This is a genomic window from Rhizorhabdus antheiae, from assembly GCF_049889055.1.
Taxonomy (GTDB): domain Bacteria; phylum Pseudomonadota; class Alphaproteobacteria; order Sphingomonadales; family Sphingomonadaceae; genus Rhizorhabdus.
On sequence record NZ_JBLTWO010000003.1, the window covers coordinates 82,610 to 97,924 of the forward strand.

Here is a 15,315-nt window from a genome sequence, read left to right on the forward strand (position 1 = left end):
GTCGTCCGGCGGTCGCTGATCAGGGAGACGTTCGATGCTGCGCACCAGAGTCCTGCTTGGCTGTTGTGCCATATTGTCGGTTGGCGGAGCCCTGACGCCTGCTCTGGCTGCGCCTCCTGCGGCGATGGCCGCCGCAGCGGAGGTGCCGCCGACGCTGGTCGATTTCGCGGCCGGTTGGCGCCGGTTCGCGCAGCCCGATTTTACCGCTGGCGCTCCCGACTTCGGTCCCGAAGCGCTGGCGCGCAAGCAGGCGGGGCTGACCGAGTGGAAGGCGCGCTTGGCGCAGCTCGACCGGACCGGCTGGACGCAGCGGGCGCAGGCCGATGCGCGGCTGCTCGAAGCCGAGATGAACGGGCTCGACTTCGATCTCCGCGTCCGCCGTCCCTGGGCGCGCGACCCGAGCTATTTTGCGACCGTCTATGGCGAGGAGAGCGACGTCCCGGCACATGAGGGGCCGGCGGCCGACGTCATCGACCTGTTCCGCTACGACTGGCCCCTGTCGACGTCCGACGATGCCCGGTTGACGACGCAGCTGCGCTCGGTGCCGATCCTGTTGCAGCGGGCGCGCACCTGGCTGGCCGGCGGCAATGCGGCGGACCTCTGGCGCTACGGCGATCGGGCGCTGGCCGAGCAGGCATCGGTGCTGTCGGCGCTGCTCGACGGCAGCCTGTCGATGCGGACGCTGGAGGGGCAGAAGGCGGCGTCGCTGAAGGGGGCGTCGCCCGCTCTCCGCCGCGCGGTCACCGAAGCGCGCGATGCGACGCTCGCCTTCGCCGCCTGGGTGAAGGCCGAGGCGCCGAAGAAGACCGGTCCCTCGGGCGTCGGCAAGGCTGATTACGACTGGTACATGAAGCATGTGCAACTGCTGCCCTATGACTGGGAAGCGCAGCGCGGGATGCTCCAGCGCGAGCTTGATCGCGCCTGGGCGGGGCTCCGGCTGGAGGAAGCGCGCAACCGCAATCTTCCCCCGCTTCAGCCGATCGACGACCCGGCGGCGTACCGGCGCTTCGCCGAGCAGAAGATGGCCCGCTTTACCGATTTCCTCGTCGCCAACCGGCTGATGGAGGACAAGCCCTATTACCGCGCCGCGCTCGCTGCCCAGACCTTGAACTATGTCCCGCCCGAGCGGCGCAACTTCTTCTACCATGTCACCGCGCTCGATCCCTGGCCGCTCTACTCGCACGACATCCATTGGATGGAGCTGGCCCGGATCAAGCATGAGCCGAGCGCCGATCCTATCCGCCGGACGGCGCCTTTGTTCAACATCTTCCAGTCTCGCTCCGAGGGCTTCGCGACGGCGCTGGAGGAATTGGCGATGCATGCCGGTCTCTATGACGACGTGCCGCGTGGCCGTGAACTGGTGTGGATCATGCTCGCCAACCGCGCGGCGCGTGGGTTGGCATCGCTGCATGTGCAGGCGAACGAATGGACGCTGGCGGAAGCGGGACGTTTCCATGCCCGCTGGACCCCGCGTGGCTATTCGGACCCCGACAATCCGCTCGTCGGTTTCGAACAGCTGCTCTACCTGCGCCAGCCCGGCTATGGCACCAGCTATGTCACGGGCAAGGTCGAACTCGACGCGCTGATCGCCGATGCCGCGGAGGCGGACGAGACGCGGCCCGCAGCGGACGTGCTGGCGGATGTCTTCGGGACGCTCAACAGCGAGGGAGCGGTGCCCTTCTCGCTCTATCTGCGCCGGGCGCGCTGACACCTGCAAGAATAGAGCGTTTTCGAACCAGATGGAATCATCTGGTGACTCGGAAAACGCGGTAAAACAATATTCTAGAGCGATCCGTCCGATGCAATCGGAACGGATTTCGATCTAGCCGCCCGATAAAGGGCGGCGCGGCAGGCCGTCGGGCTTCTTGACCCAGACGATCCTGCCGCGCTGCTCAACGGGAGGCGGTCATGCGATATATCGGAGCACCGGCGTCAGAAGCTCGACCAGTCGTCCTCGGCTTTCAGCGCGAGATTGCCGGCGACGCGGGGCGCTGAAGCGACCTTCTTCGGGGCGGGCAGGGCGGTCGGACGCGGCGCTGCTGCCGAAGTGCTGCCGCCGAACTGGAAGCGGGCAACCTGTTCGGCCAGACTCTGTGCCTCGTTGGCAAGGTTGACCGCCGATGCGGCGCTTTCCTCGACCATCGCGGCGTTCTGCTGGGTCATCCGGTCCATTTCGCCGACGGCATCGTTGACCTGGATCAGGCTGGTGGACTGGCTCTCCGCCGATGTCGCGATGTCGGTGATGACCTCGCTGACCTCGCCGACGCGGTCGACGATGCGGGTCAGCATCCGGCCGGTTTCGCCGACCAGCTTCACGCCGATCTCGACCTGCTCGGTGCTGTTGGTTATCAGATTCTTGATCTCCTGCGCCGCTTCGGCGCTGCGCTGGGCGAGCGCGCGCACTTCATGGGCGACCACCGCGAAGCCTTTGCCCGCATCCCCGGCGCGCGCGGCTTCCACCCCTGCGTTCAGGGCGAGGAGGTTGGTCTGGAAGGCGATGCCGTCGATCACCGAGATGATCTTGGAAATCTCGCCCGACGAGCGTTCGATCGCATCCATGGCGCTGACCGCCTGCTTGACCACGACGCCCCCCTCGGTCGCCTCCTTGTGGGTCTTGGCAATCGCACCATTGGCGGAGGCCGCGTTTTTCGCGGTTTCCTGCACCATCGCGGTCGCCTGGCGCATGGCCTCGGCGGTTTCGGCGAGCGAGGCCGCCTGCTTCTCGGTGCGCGCGGCGAGGTCGTCCGATCCCACGCGGATCTCGCTGCTGCCCGAGGAAATCATGTTAACGCTGGAACTGACCGACTGCAGCGTATCGCGCAGCGCGCGGATCGCGGCGTTGAAGTCGCGCTCCACCTGCGCATATTCGGCCGGAAGGCCGGACATGCGGGCGGTCATGTCACCTTCCGCCAGCTGCGTGAGCGCCGACCCCATCTGGCCCAGAACGACGTTGCGGACCTTTTCCTCCGCATTGACGAAATAGGTCGACAGAGCGACGTCGATGTCGAGCAGCGCCACCTTGATGAGTGCCGACAGGTCTTCCGCGAGCTGGCGCTTCCGCGAGGGCAGCCAGCCGAAACGGCTGGACGTCACCATCTCGGTCACCAGTTCTTCGAGGATGACGGCATAGCCGCCGACATACCATTTGGGTTCCAGCCCGATCCGGGCATGGACGCGACCGACGCCGACCGCGCGCTGGTAATAATCTTCGGTCAGGCCGTCGCCGAAGACCTTCATCCAGTGGCTGTTCTGCGCAGACTTTGCATGCTCGAGCATGCCTTCGCTCGAGAAGAAGTGCGCCAGCTCCGGGAAGTTCTTGACCTTGCGATAGAATTTATCGAGTGCGCCGCCCACGAAGCGGGTCAGCGCATTTCTCACACTATGAAAGGCCGAGGTATCGGCCTGCTCCAGGCCGTAAAATCTCAAACGTGTCTGCAACTCCGGATTCATCGCACCATGCTCCCGCTTTGTAGAAACGCATCCCCGGAGCGGACCATGGTGATGGCGGGTAAAGATATGGTGAAATTTCCCTGACTCCCTGCATGCTCTCCGTAGAAATCTATAGGTAAATGTACGGATACTAGTAGATATACCGATTAACACCCTGTTTCCGATGAAATTTCATACCGTGTCCGCCATGCCGCAAGCATAGCGATCTCCAGACGAGCCCCGGGTCTTTCTCTTCCTGAAAATCGCCATGTTTAACGTGACGTTTACGGGAAATGATTAGGCCAAGGTGTCTCCAGCAAATGAGGTCGCCGTGGGTATTGTCGTCACGCTCCAGGAAAAAGTGAACCTGCAATCGATCGCTGCGGTGCAGCATCAGATCGTCGAGGCGATCGAGGCTGATGCGGACGTGGCGCTGGACATTTCGGGCGTCGCCGACGCCGACCTGTCCTTCGTGCAACTGCTTGAAGCCGCGCGCCAATATGCCGCGCATGACAACAAGCTTCTGCGCCTGACACAGCCGGCTTCGGCTGACTGTGCAGCGCTGCTCGAGCGCGCAGGCTTTCTGTCGCCCGGTTCGGCGGAAACACTCGATTTCTGGTTCCAGGGCAACCGGCCCGGCTAATCATGCGCCGTTTGCCGATCCGCAATATCGAACGATGGAGCGTGCCTCCCCTGCGGAGTGGGCCGCGACGCCTTCCTCCTCGGATATGCCGACGGTCATCCGAGGGTGCAGGCGAGCTTTCCCGGCGATGCATCGGTCAGCAAGCTCTGGATGTCGGGGGAGTGGCTGTTCTGATGAGTGATCCGGCAAAAAGTGTCGTTCAAATATAAAGGGCTGAAGCCAGCTAATTTATCCAATCTTAACGACATTATTCTATCTGTTTTCGCGAAGAGGCGAGGCTTTCGATACTCGAGACAATCGAGGGAGATTCAAGAATGACTGCTTCCATTTTGACCGTGGACGACTCTTCGAGTCTTCGGATGGCGACGCGTATCGCTCTGTCCGGGGCCGGCTATGCGGTGACTGAAGCGGCCGACGGATGCGAAGGGCTGAACAAGGCTCAGAGCCAGAAGTTCGACATGATCATTACTGATCTGAACATGCCGAACATGGACGGCCTCAGCATGATCCGCGAGATCCGCAAGCTGCCGATCCAGGCGGGCACGCCGATCATCTTCCTCACCACCGAGTCCGACGATGCGATGAAGCAACAGGCGAAGGCAGCGGGGGCGACCGGCTGGCTGGTCAAGCCCTTCGTTCCGGATCAGCTGCTCAAGATCGCCAAGAAGGTTCTCGGTCGATGAGCGAGCAGGATCCGGTAGCCGCCTTCCGGATCGAGGCGGCCGAGCTTCTCGATCAGGTGGAACAGGCCTTGCTCGATCTCAGCAATCGGCTGGACGACAAGTCGCTGATCGACGCCACCTTTCGTGGTCTGCACACGCTGAAGGGCTCGGGCGCGATGTTCGGTTTCGACCGGCTCGCCACCTTCACCCACCATTGCGAAAGCGCCTTCGACCGCGTGCGCAAGGGCGTCGTGCCCGCCACCGTCGAGCTCGTCTCGGTGATCCTTTCGGCAATGGATCACATGCGTGCCCTGGTCGATGACGAAGCGGCGGCCGAGGAAGCCACGGGCACCGAGATTCTCACACGCCTGCACGACGCGATCGGCGATGCTGCCGCAGCGCCGACAGCAGAGGACGAAGAGGCCGAGGTAGTTAACGACAGCGTGCGCGCCTCCGGCTGGAATTTGTTCTTCCGCCTTCCGCCCGATGCGATGGCCAACGGCACCAACCCGCTGATGCTGCTCGACGAGCTGCGCGAACTGGGCGATTGCACGATCACGGCCTGCACCGATGCTATCCCGCCGTTGCCGGATCTCGTGCCGACCGAATGCCATATCGGCTGGAATGTTCAGCTGCGCGGAGACATCGAGCGCGGCGCGATCGAAGATGTTTTCCTGTTCGTCATGGACGACATGGAAATGCATCTCGAACCGCTCGGCGGAACGCCCGAGGCCAGGGTCGAAACTGATCAGCCGGCGCGTGCCGCTGCGGCGCAGCCGGTCGAGGCCGCCGGGCCCTCAGGCGAAACGGCAACGCGCGCCGGCACCAAGGCCGGTGAGAGCGTCCGCGTTCCCGCCGAACGCCTCGACATATTGATGGACCGCGTCGGCGAACTGGTGATCGTCCAGAGCCGACTGTCGCAGCTTGCCAATGCGGGCGCGTCGGGACCGGTCGGCGAACTGGCCTTGCGCTCGATCTCCGAGGAAATCGAACGACTGGCGAGTGAGCTTCGCGACACGATGATGGTTCTCCGCATGGTGCCCATCGCCGCGCTTTTCGGGCGCTTCCGCCGCCTGGTCCACGACCTGTCTCGGGAAACCGGCAAGACGATCGATCTGATCACCAGCGGCGAGAGCACCGAAGTCGACAAGACCGTTACCGAGCGGCTCGCCGATCCGATCGTGCATCTGATCCGCAATGCCTGCGATCATGGCCTGGAAACCGCCGAGGAGCGCGTCGCTGCTGGCAAGCCCCCCGCGGGACAAGTCCGGCTGGCAGCGCAGCAGGCGGGCGGCGAAGTGCTGATCACGATCGAGGATGACGGGCGCGGGATCAACCGCGAACGGGTCCGGGCGAAGGCCGAGGCCAACGGCCTCGTCCAGGCCGGTCAGGTGCTGAGCGATCAGGACTTGCTGCAGATGATATTCCACCCCGGATTCTCTACTGCGGCGCAGGTTACCAACCTGTCCGGGCGCGGTGTCGGCATGGACGTCGTCAAGCGCACGATCGAGACGCTGCGTGGAACGATCGACATGGTGAGCGAGGAAGGGCGTGGTTCGCGCATCACGCTGCGCATCCCGCTGACGCTAGCGATCATCGAAGGCCTGCTCGTACGGGTCGGCGACAGCCGCTATGTCATTCCGCTGGCCGCAGTCGAGGAATGTCTCGAACTGTCGCTGGAAGAGGATCTGCGCTCGCGTGGGCGCAGCATGATCCAGGTCCGCGACACGCTGGTGCCGTTCATCCGCCTGCGCGAGCTGTTCGACACGGGCACGCGCCCCGATCCCTATCAGAAGATCGTGGTGATCACGACAGGCGGTGAACGGGTGGGGCTGGTCGTCGACCAGATCATCGGCAGCCACCAGACCGTGATCAAGTCGATGTCGGTCCTGCATCAGGACGTAACGAGCTTCTCCGGGGCGACCATCCTCGGCGACGGCGGGGTCGCTCTGATCCTCGACGTCGTCCAGTTGGTCGCGCTCGGACAGAACCGGGAGGAGCGGCTTCGCGCCGCTGTATGACCATGCAAGACGTTGAAAAGACCGCCTGGGACGACGCCGGCAATCTCGAAGTGCTGACCTTCGACATCGGCGAGGAGAAATTCGCGCTCGAAGCGGTCATGATCCGCGAGATTCTCGATCTTCTTCCGGAAACGAAGGTTCCCGGTGCCGCCGACCTGGTGGGCAGCATCGTCAATTTTCGCGGCAAGATCATCCCGATCGCAGACCTGCGCCTGGCCTTCGGCATGCCGATCGAGGAGCCCGGGGCCGATAGCCGTATCGTGGTGATCGAGACCGAGATAGCCGGAGAGACGATCCAGCTCGGCATCCGCACCGATCGCGTCCACGAAGTGGCGACGCTAAGCCGCGCGTCGAGCGCAGAGCCGCCGATGGTCGGCATGCGCTGGCGCCGCGATTTCGTACGGGAACTGGTGCGCGAGCCTACGGGCCTGGTTGTGCTGCCGGACCTCGATGCGATTTTCGGAATGATGCACGGCCGGATGCAGGCAGCCGCCTGACACGGACCGCGCGCCCGACAGCCGCGAGATTTTCTGAACTGAGCCGCTGGGGATGGCAACGACAAGATGAAGCGCCAGGCGGGACGCACGAGATCCCGCAGGTAATACTCAACCCAGACGTCGCTTGGCGACCGGAGACGATCAATGCGTGCAACCATAAAGATGAAGCTGGCAGGCTCCTTTGCCGCCATTCTTTTGTTGATGGGCCTGCTCGGCGCCATCGGTATCCTCAAGATGTCGAGCATCAACGAACAGTCGACGATCATTACCGAAAACTGGATGCCCAGCATGGATGCGATGCATCGCATCAACACCGCGACATCTGACCTGCGCATTGCGCAATATAACCATGTCGTGTCGACCGACCCTGCGGTGATGGCGCGGCTTGAGCGCGAGATGGCCAGCATCCAGAGCGACATCAAGAAAAGCCGGGACCGCTACGAGCCGCTGATCACCTCGCAGGAGGAGCGTGCGATGTACAACGCCTTCTCCGAGAAATATGATCGCTATCTGGAGACGTCGAGCGCCTTTATTGCCCTCTCTCGCGCACAGCAGACCGAAGCCGCTATTGTGAAGCTCGACGCCAGCAAGGCGCTCTACGACGAGATGTCGGCCGATCTGCTCAAGCTGGTCAGTTTCAACGTCGATTCCGCGGTTAGTGCCAGCAAGGACGCCGACAAGGCCTATGTCGATGCCAGGACCATCTTCCTGACCGTCATTTCCATCTCGCTGATTGTCGGTATCGCTGCGGCGCTGTGGATCGCACGCACCGTCTCCAAGGGCCTCGGTAGCATCGACACCGCGCTCAAGGCGGTTGCTATCGGCGACCTGACCAGCACCGTCGTGGTGACGACCAATGACGAGATCAAGGATCTTGTCGATACGGTAGAGACCATGACGGCCAGCCTGCGCAAGACGGCGGATATTGCCGACAAGATCGCAGCTGGTGACCTGACGGTCGAGCATAAGGCGCTGTCCGACAAGGACCAGTTGGGCAATGCGCTGGTCGAGATGATCGATCGCCTGCGGACGGTCGTGTCCGACGCCACGGCGGCATCGGAGAATGTTTCGGCGGGCAGCCAGGAACTGGCGGCGAGCTCGGAGCAGGTTTCGCAGGGCGCGACCGAGCAGGCCGCATCGGCCGAGGAAGCCTCCGCTTCGATGGAAGAGATGGCGGCGAACATCAAGCAGAACGCCGACAATGCCGCGCAAACCGAGAAGATCGCGCGCCAGTCGTCGAAGGACGCCGAGGCTTCGGGCGTGGCGGTCGACAAGGCGGTGGGTGCGATGCGCACGATCGCCGAGAAGATCGGCATCGTCCAGGAGATCGCCCGCCAGACCGACCTGCTCGCGCTGAACGCGGCGGTCGAGGCAGCGCGCGCCGGCGAGCATGGCAAGGGTTTCGCGGTGGTCGCGTCGGAAGTGCGCAAGCTCGCCGAGCGGAGCCAGGCGGCGGCATCCGAAATCGTGGCGGTATCGTCCGACACGGTGAAGGCGGCGGCCGAGGCCGGCGAGATGCTGACCCGGCTGGTGCCCGATATCCGCCGGACCGCCGAACTGGTTTCCGAGATCAGCGCGGCCTGTCGCGAGCAGGACATCGGCGCCTCGCAGATCAACGAAGCGATCCAGCAGCTCGACAAGGTCACCCAGCAGAACGCCGGCGCGTCCGAGCAGATCTCGTCGACTTCGGAGCAACTGGCCGCGCAGGCCGAGGAGCTGCAGGCGAGCATCGCCTATTTCCGGGTCGATGCGCGCGGTGGGGGGCGGTCTTCCCGCCCGGTGGTGCGGCCGGCGGTTGCGAAAAGCGCTTCTCGGGCACCGGCGAAGCCGGTTCGCAAGACCAAGACCAATTCGATCGCCGACCAGCAGGCGCGCGTGAAGGGTTTCGCGCTCGACCTGACCAGTGGTGCGGCCGACGATGACGACGCCGAGTTCGGGCAGGTCGCCTGACGCGGTGCTGAACATCATGCAGATCGGCAGCGGCAACTGCTGATCTGCATGCCCGCCGAGGGGAAAGGCGGGACGAGAGGGATGATGGCATTCGGCCCCGATGCGGGCTCAAGGAGACAGACAGATGCGTGCAACGATAAAGTTCAAGATGGGGGCCACTTTCGGGGTCCTGATAGTGATCCTGCTGGCTATGGGCGCCGTAGCGATCACGAAGATGAGTGGCCTCAATGAGACCACCTCCAATTTGATCGCTGGCCCTGTCGCACGTCTGTCCCACGTCCGCGGAATCGCGATCGAGGTCAATCGCCTCATCCGCCGGGAGAAGAATGAAATTCTCGCGGATACGCCGGAAGAGGTCAAGAAGTTCGATCTCCAGGCGATCGAGACCTCGGCCAAGATCAAGCAGATGGTCGATGATGGCATCGCTCGTTCGACCGCAGAGGGGCGCCCGCTCTGGCTTGAAATCGGCGGCCAGTGGCAGGCGCTGAAAGAAGTGGACGAGCAGGTCCGCCAGCTCAGCATGGAGGGCAAGCAGGACGAGGCTGGACGGCTTTCCATGACGGTCGGTCGCAAGGCGGTCGAGGATATGGAAGCCACGATCAACCGTGTTCTCGACCTCAATATGCGTCAGATGAAGGAAGCCGAGGAGAGTGCGGACGCCACCTATGCGGCCGGGCGCACCCTGATGATCGTCACGATCGTCTTCGCGCTTCTGTCGGCGGTCGGCGGCGCCCTGTGGATATCGATGACCCTTTCGCGCGGTCTCAAGACCGTCGGAGACGCACTCGACGCCGTGGCGGCCGGCGATCTGGTCAACCAGGCGCAGGTGCGCTCGAACGACGAGATCAAGGATCTGGTCGACACGGTCAACATGATGATCGAGCGTCTGCGCACGGTCGTCTCGGACGCCACGGCGGCATCGGAGAATGTTTCGGCGGGCAGCCAGGAACTGGCGGCAAGCTCGGAGCAGGTTTCGCAGGGCGCGACCGAGCAGGCCGCATCGGCCGAGGAAGCCTCCGCTTCGATGGAAGAGATGGCGGCGAACATCAAGCAGAACGCCGACAATGCCGCGCAGACCGAGAAGATCGCGCGCCAGTCGTCGAAGGACGCCGAGGCTTCGGGCGTGGCGGTCGACAAGGCGGTGGGTGCGATGCGCACGATCGCCGAGAAGATCGGCATCGTCCAGGAGATCGCCCGCCAGACCGACCTGCTCGCGCTGAACGCGGCGGTCGAGGCCGCGCGCGCCGGCGAGCATGGCAAGGGTTTCGCGGTGGTCGCGTCGGAAGTGCGCAAGCTCGCCGAGCGGAGCCAGACAGCGGCATCCGAAATCGTGGCGGTATCGTCCGACACGGTGAAGGCGGCGGCCGAGGCCGGCGAGATGCTGACCCGGCTGGTGCCCGATATCCGCCGGACCGCCGAACTGGTTTCCGAGATCAGCGCGGCCTGTCGCGAGCAGGACATCGGCGCCTCGCAGATCAACGAAGCGATCCAGCAGCTCGACAAGGTCACCCAGCAGAACGCCGGCGCGTCCGAGCAGATCTCGTCGACTTCGGAGCAACTGGCCGCGCAGGCCGAGGAGCTGCAGGCGAGCATCGCCTTCTTCCGGGTTGAGCAGAGCGGTTCCGGCCGGTCGCAACATGCGGGGCGGCCCGCAGCCAAGCGGGCAGCCGCCAAGACCGTCCGCAAGGTGAAGCCCAACTCGATCGCCGACCAGCAGTCCCGCGTCCGGGGCTTCGCCCTGGACATGACCAATGGCGGCGCCGACGCCGACGACATCGACTTTGGAGCAGCGGCATGAGTACAAGCGAAATACAGGTCGTAACCTTCGGTCTCGATGAGGAGGTTTTCGCGGTTCCGGTGGGACTGGTTCGCGAAATCCTCGACTATTGCGAGCCCTTTCACGTGCCCAATGGGCCCGCCCATTTCGTCGGCTTGACCGATGTGCGGGGGCAGGGGGTGCCGACGGTCGATTTCCGGCTGCGCATGGGGCTGGCGGCGGCAGAGCCGACGCTGGCGACACGGATCATCATCCTCGACATTCCGCTCGCAGACCGGACGCTATCGCTCGGCGTGGTCATCGACCGTGTCCTGGGTGTCAGCGCTTTCCCCTGCGAGCGGATCGAGCAGGCGCCCGACATCGGGATCGGCTGGCGTTCAGACTACATAACCGGAGTGATCCGCGAAGAGGCAGGCTTCGTCGTTATCGTCGACGTTGCCCACATCTTCACGACCGACGACAGCGTGGTCGTGCCGCAGGGGAGCGCGAAGGTCGCATGACGGCCCGGTGCCATGTCGCATCGGCGGAGGCGCTGGCCGCAAGGCCGTCTTCCGCCACCGCATGACCTCAATCGATTGGAGTTCCCGAAGTGCATGCTCGCGCCGCCACTGCTGTTCTCGACGATGGAATCAGCCCCCGCAACTTCAAGAAGCTCGCGGCTTTCATTTATGGACAGAGCGGAATCCGGATGCCGGAGACCAAGCTGACTATGGTCGAGGGGCGCTTGCGCCGCCGGGTGCGGGCACTCGGCATGGCGAGCCTCGATGCCTATTGCGAGCATGTCCTGGGGACCGGCGTGTCGGACGAGGAACTCGTCCACCTGATCAACGCGGTCACGACCAACAAGACCGACTTTTTCCGCGAACCCCGTCATTTCGACTATCTGCGCGGGACCATCTTGCCGCAATGGCGACAGGAAGGGCGACGTCGGATCCGGGTATGGAGCGCGGCCTGCTCGACCGGCGCCGAACCCTATACGATCGCGATGGTGCTCGACGATTTCAGCCAGCAGAATGGCGGGCCGGATTTCCAGATCATCGCAACCGATCTCGATACCGAGGTGTTGTCGACCGCAGTCAAGGGCATTTATCCAGCCGAATTGCTGGCTCCGGTTCCACCCGAACTGCATCGCCGCTACGTGATGCGTCCTCGCTCGCCGCAGCGGCGTGATGTCAGGATCAGTCCGTCCTTGCGGTCCAAGGTCGCCTTCGGGCGTCTCAACCTCATGGACGACAATTACCCGATCGGCGAGCCGGTCGATGTCGTTTTTTGCCGCAATGTCCTGATCTACTTCGACAAACCGACGCAGCAGAAGGTCGTTAACCGGCTGTGCGCTAAGCTTCGGCCCGGCGGCTATCTGATGCTGGGGCATTCGGAGTCGATCGCGGGGATGAACCTGCCCGTCAAAGCGGTTGCGAACACGGTGTTCCGGAGGAACTGAGCATGCCCAAAGCCAAGACCCGTGTCCTCGTGATCGACGACAGCGCCAGCGTCCGCCAGACGATGAAGGCGATCCTGGAGGAGGACCCTGAACTCGAGGTCATCGCCACCGCTGCTGACCCCTTCGCTGCCGCCCGCTTTCTGCAGACCGAGCTTCCGGATGTGATCACTCTGGACGTCGAGATGCCGCGGATGGACGGGATCACCTTTCTCCGCAAGCTGATGCAACAATGCCCGCTACCCGTGGTCATGTGTTCGTCGCTGACAGAGGAGGGCTCGGAAACCCTGCTCGAGGCGATGGCGGCAGGGGCGGTCGACGTCATCCTGAAGCCGCGTGTCGGCGTGGCCGACCATTTGTCCGAAGCGCGCATGATGATTCGCGAAACGGTCAAGGGCGCGGCCCGGGCACGCGTCCAGGGACGTCGCCCGAGCCCGTCAGGCAGTGCTTCCCCAGCGCGGATCGAGCCCCAGGCGAAGCTGACCGCCGATGCTGTGCTGCCGCCGCCCAGCGGCAAGGCGATGAGCCGCACGACCGAGATGGTCGTTTGCATCGGTGCGTCCACGGGCGGGACCGAAGCGTTGCGCGAAGTGCTGGAGGCGTTGCCCGCCAATTCCCCCGGAATCGTCATCGTCCAGCATATGCCCGAGACCTTTACCCGCGCCTTTGCAAAGCGTCTCGACGGGCTGTGCGAGGTCAGTGTCAAGGAAGCGGAGAATGGCGACACCGTCATGCGCGGCCATGTGCTGATCGCGCCAGGCGGTCGCCATATGATGCTCGAGCGGCAGGGTGCCCGCTATCTCGTCTCGGTCCGCGAGGGGCCGCTGGTCTCGCGGCACCGTCCCTCGGTGGACGTGCTGTTCCGATCGGCCGCGCGCTGCGCCGGTTCCAACGCCGTCGGCATCATCATGACGGGTATGGGCGACGATGGTGCGCGCGGCATGTTGGAGATGAAGCAAGCAGGTGCGCGTACCTTTGCGCAGGACGAGGCGACCTCGATCGTCTTCGGCATGCCCAAGGAAGCGATCGCCCGCAACGCGGTAGACAAGGTGGTGCCGCTCGGTGCCATCGCCCGCGAACTGCTGCACGCCACGGCGCGCTGAGGAGATTATTGGATGCAGCATCAAATCCTCTCGATCGAGCAGCCCTGGCCGGGACAGGTCTTCGCCTCGCAGGACGAGCTGTCACGCATCGTCACCAGCCTCGACGCCCGCTTCCTTCAGGTGGGCACGACGCTTGCCGCAGCGGTCGAGGCGATCGACAAGGTGGTCGCCTCGCTCAACGTCGTCGGGACGGTCTTCCAGAGCGGGGACGCGGCGGCAGCGGTCGACAATCTGACACACGCGGCGCGGCGGCTGTTCGACGTATCGGCGCAGGTCTCGGATCGCGCGTCCGAAGTGTCGCTGATCCGGTCGGCATCGTCGACGCTGCGCAAATATGTCGACGAGGTCCAGCGCACGCTGGAGGTGCTGCAGATCTACAGCATGAATGTGAAGATTGCCGCGTCGGGGGCGTCCGACTTCGTCGAGTTCGCCGACGTGATGCGTCAGCAGCTGACTGACGGCAAGGTCGAGGCCGATGGTTTCGGCATCAAGCTGGAACAGCTCGAAGCCAGCCTCGCCGGGATGGAGCGTACCGATCGGCTGCTGGCGTCCGAATGCGCCCGCGTCGTGCCGCAGGTGCCCGAACGCCTGCTGCAGGATGCCAGCGACCTGCGCGATCACCAGGCGCAGCTCGCCAAGCTCGCCGAATCGACCGGCCAGCTGGCTCGCTCGATCCAGGGGAATGTCGCGGCGGTGCTCGGCGCGATCCAGATTGGCGACATCGCCCGGCAGCGGCTCGAACATGTCCTGACCGGCGCCACGCTGCTCGAAGCCTTTCTGGCCGGGCCCGATGGCGCTGCGGAGATCGGTGCTCAGACCCGTCATCACGTCCTCGCAATGCTGGTGGCACAGCTGTTCGACACCGCCTCGGATTTCCGCCGCGAGACCGAGGTCGTCATCGGGTCGCTGCGCGCGCTGGGGCCTCAGGCGGGGCGCTTGCTCGCGCTCAAGGATCATGGCGGCAATGGCGATGACGGCCAGATATTCCTGCGCCGGCTGGAAACCGGCATCTCCGATGCGGCAGCCATGCTGGCCCAGCTCCACTGTGCGGACCGCCAGGCCGACGAGACGCTGAAGATCATCGTCGCCACCGTGGCCGACCTGTCGACGCGGGTGGTCGCGATCCGCGATCTGCGGCTCGACGTGCAGCAGATGGCGATCAACATCGGCCTGCGCTGCCGCCGGGTGGAAAGCATCGGCCGCGCGGTGACGGTGATCTCGAACGAGATACGCGGCTATTCGGAGAAGCTCGACGCGACGATCGGCGGCATCACCAAGTCGGCCGACGAACTCAACATGATCTCGCTGCGGATGCGCGACCGTTCCGATGCGGCGGGCGCCGGCGCCGGCGACGAACTCACCCGCTCGCTCGATGCAATCCGCGAGGGTGCCCGGCTTACCGAGCAGGCGATGAACAGCGCCACGGCCGAAGCCAATGGCATATTGGGCATGCTGCGTCAGACCACCGACGAACTCGAAGCCGGTCTCGACCTGGGCGGGATCATCGAGGGTATCGCGACCACGCTCGCCGCTGAAGTGGGGGCTGGCGAACCGCTCTCGCCCGACGTCGATCACCCGGCACGCCTGGTGCTCGATGAGATCGCGCGGACCTACACCATGGCCAGCGAGCGCCGTATCCACGATCAGTTCCGCATCGGCGAGCCGATCACGCTGGCAGCCGCTTCGACCATGGGCGGTGGCGATGGAGACGACGACGCCCTGTTCGACGATGCCCTGTTCTAGGCGGGCTGGTCGCCCGACGGCATCGATCCGTCCCCGCTAAGCCGCCCGGGCC

12 protein-coding genes are annotated in these 15,315 nt (G+C 64.3%); 11 read left to right on the forward strand and 1 reads right to left on the reverse strand.

Annotated features, from left to right (window positions below; translation table 11 throughout):
• The first annotated feature begins 34 nt into the window (after positions 1-34).
• Entirely contained in the window at positions 35-1,708 is a 1,674-nt protein-coding gene (locus ACNI3R_RS07980) for a DUF885 domain-containing protein (RefSeq protein ID WP_426181707.1), read from the forward strand.
• Between the two features lie 224 nt (positions 1,709-1,932).
• Here ACNI3R_RS07980 and ACNI3R_RS07985 read toward each other — a convergent pair whose 3' ends face one another.
• Positions 1,933-3,450: a methyl-accepting chemotaxis protein gene (locus ACNI3R_RS07985; RefSeq protein WP_426181709.1), complete on the reverse strand. Its 1,518-nt coding sequence runs from the start codon at positions 3,448-3,450 to the stop codon at positions 1,933-1,935.
• A 310-nt stretch (positions 3,451-3,760) separates the two neighbouring features.
• Between ACNI3R_RS07985 and ACNI3R_RS07990 the strand changes: the two genes are divergently transcribed.
• The 10 genes from ACNI3R_RS07990 to ACNI3R_RS08035 all read left to right on the forward strand — a co-directional run bounded on the left by ACNI3R_RS07990 (position 3,761) and on the right by ACNI3R_RS08035 (position 15,263).
• A complete protein-coding gene (locus tag ACNI3R_RS07990) occupies positions 3,761-4,072 on the forward strand; it encodes an STAS domain-containing protein (RefSeq protein WP_426181712.1) in 312 nt (103 codons plus the stop codon).
• Positions 4,073-4,386: 314 nt separating this feature from the next.
• Positions 4,387-4,755 (forward strand): response regulator, encoded by a 369-nt coding sequence (locus ACNI3R_RS07995; RefSeq protein ID WP_426181714.1) that lies wholly within the window; start codon positions 4,387-4,389, stop codon positions 4,753-4,755.
• Positions 4,752-6,755 (forward strand): chemotaxis protein CheA, encoded by a 2,004-nt coding sequence (locus ACNI3R_RS08000; RefSeq protein ID WP_426181717.1) that lies wholly within the window; start codon positions 4,752-4,754, stop codon positions 6,753-6,755. Before ACNI3R_RS07995 ends, ACNI3R_RS08000 begins: the two co-directional genes overlap by 4 nt.
• 2 nt (positions 6,756-6,757) lie before the next feature.
• A complete protein-coding gene (locus ACNI3R_RS08005) occupies positions 6,758-7,252 on the forward strand; it encodes a chemotaxis protein CheW (RefSeq protein WP_426181719.1) in 495 nt (164 codons plus the stop codon).
• Between the two features lie 144 nt (positions 7,253-7,396).
• Positions 7,397-9,202: a methyl-accepting chemotaxis protein gene (locus tag ACNI3R_RS08010; protein ID WP_426181722.1), complete on the forward strand. Its 1,806-nt coding sequence runs from the start codon at positions 7,397-7,399 to the stop codon at positions 9,200-9,202.
• 124 nt (positions 9,203-9,326) lie between these two features.
• On the forward strand, positions 9,327-11,000 hold the full coding sequence (locus tag ACNI3R_RS08015) for a methyl-accepting chemotaxis protein (RefSeq protein ID WP_426181724.1): 1,674 nt from the start codon (positions 9,327-9,329) through the stop codon (positions 10,998-11,000).
• On the forward strand, positions 10,997-11,479 hold the full coding sequence (locus ACNI3R_RS08020) for a chemotaxis protein CheW (protein WP_426181726.1): 483 nt from the start codon (positions 10,997-10,999) through the stop codon (positions 11,477-11,479). The genes ACNI3R_RS08015 and ACNI3R_RS08020 overlap by 4 nt, the downstream gene beginning before the upstream one ends.
• A 128-nt stretch (positions 11,480-11,607) precedes the next feature.
• Complete coding sequence (locus ACNI3R_RS08025) at positions 11,608-12,420, forward strand: CheR family methyltransferase (protein ID WP_426182315.1); 813 nt, start codon at positions 11,608-11,610, stop codon at positions 12,418-12,420.
• A gap of 2 nt (positions 12,421-12,422) precedes the next feature.
• The gene (locus ACNI3R_RS08030; RefSeq protein WP_426181729.1) at positions 12,423-13,520 is read left to right on the forward strand and encodes a protein-glutamate methylesterase/protein-glutamine glutaminase; all 1,098 of its coding nucleotides are present in this window, start codon (positions 12,423-12,425) and stop codon (positions 13,518-13,520) included.
• 12 nt (positions 13,521-13,532) lie between these two features.
• Positions 13,533-15,263, forward strand: a complete 1,731-nt coding sequence (locus ACNI3R_RS08035) for a hypothetical protein (RefSeq protein ID WP_426181732.1) — start codon at positions 13,533-13,535, stop codon at positions 15,261-15,263.
• Positions 15,264-15,315: the final 52 nt, after the last annotated feature.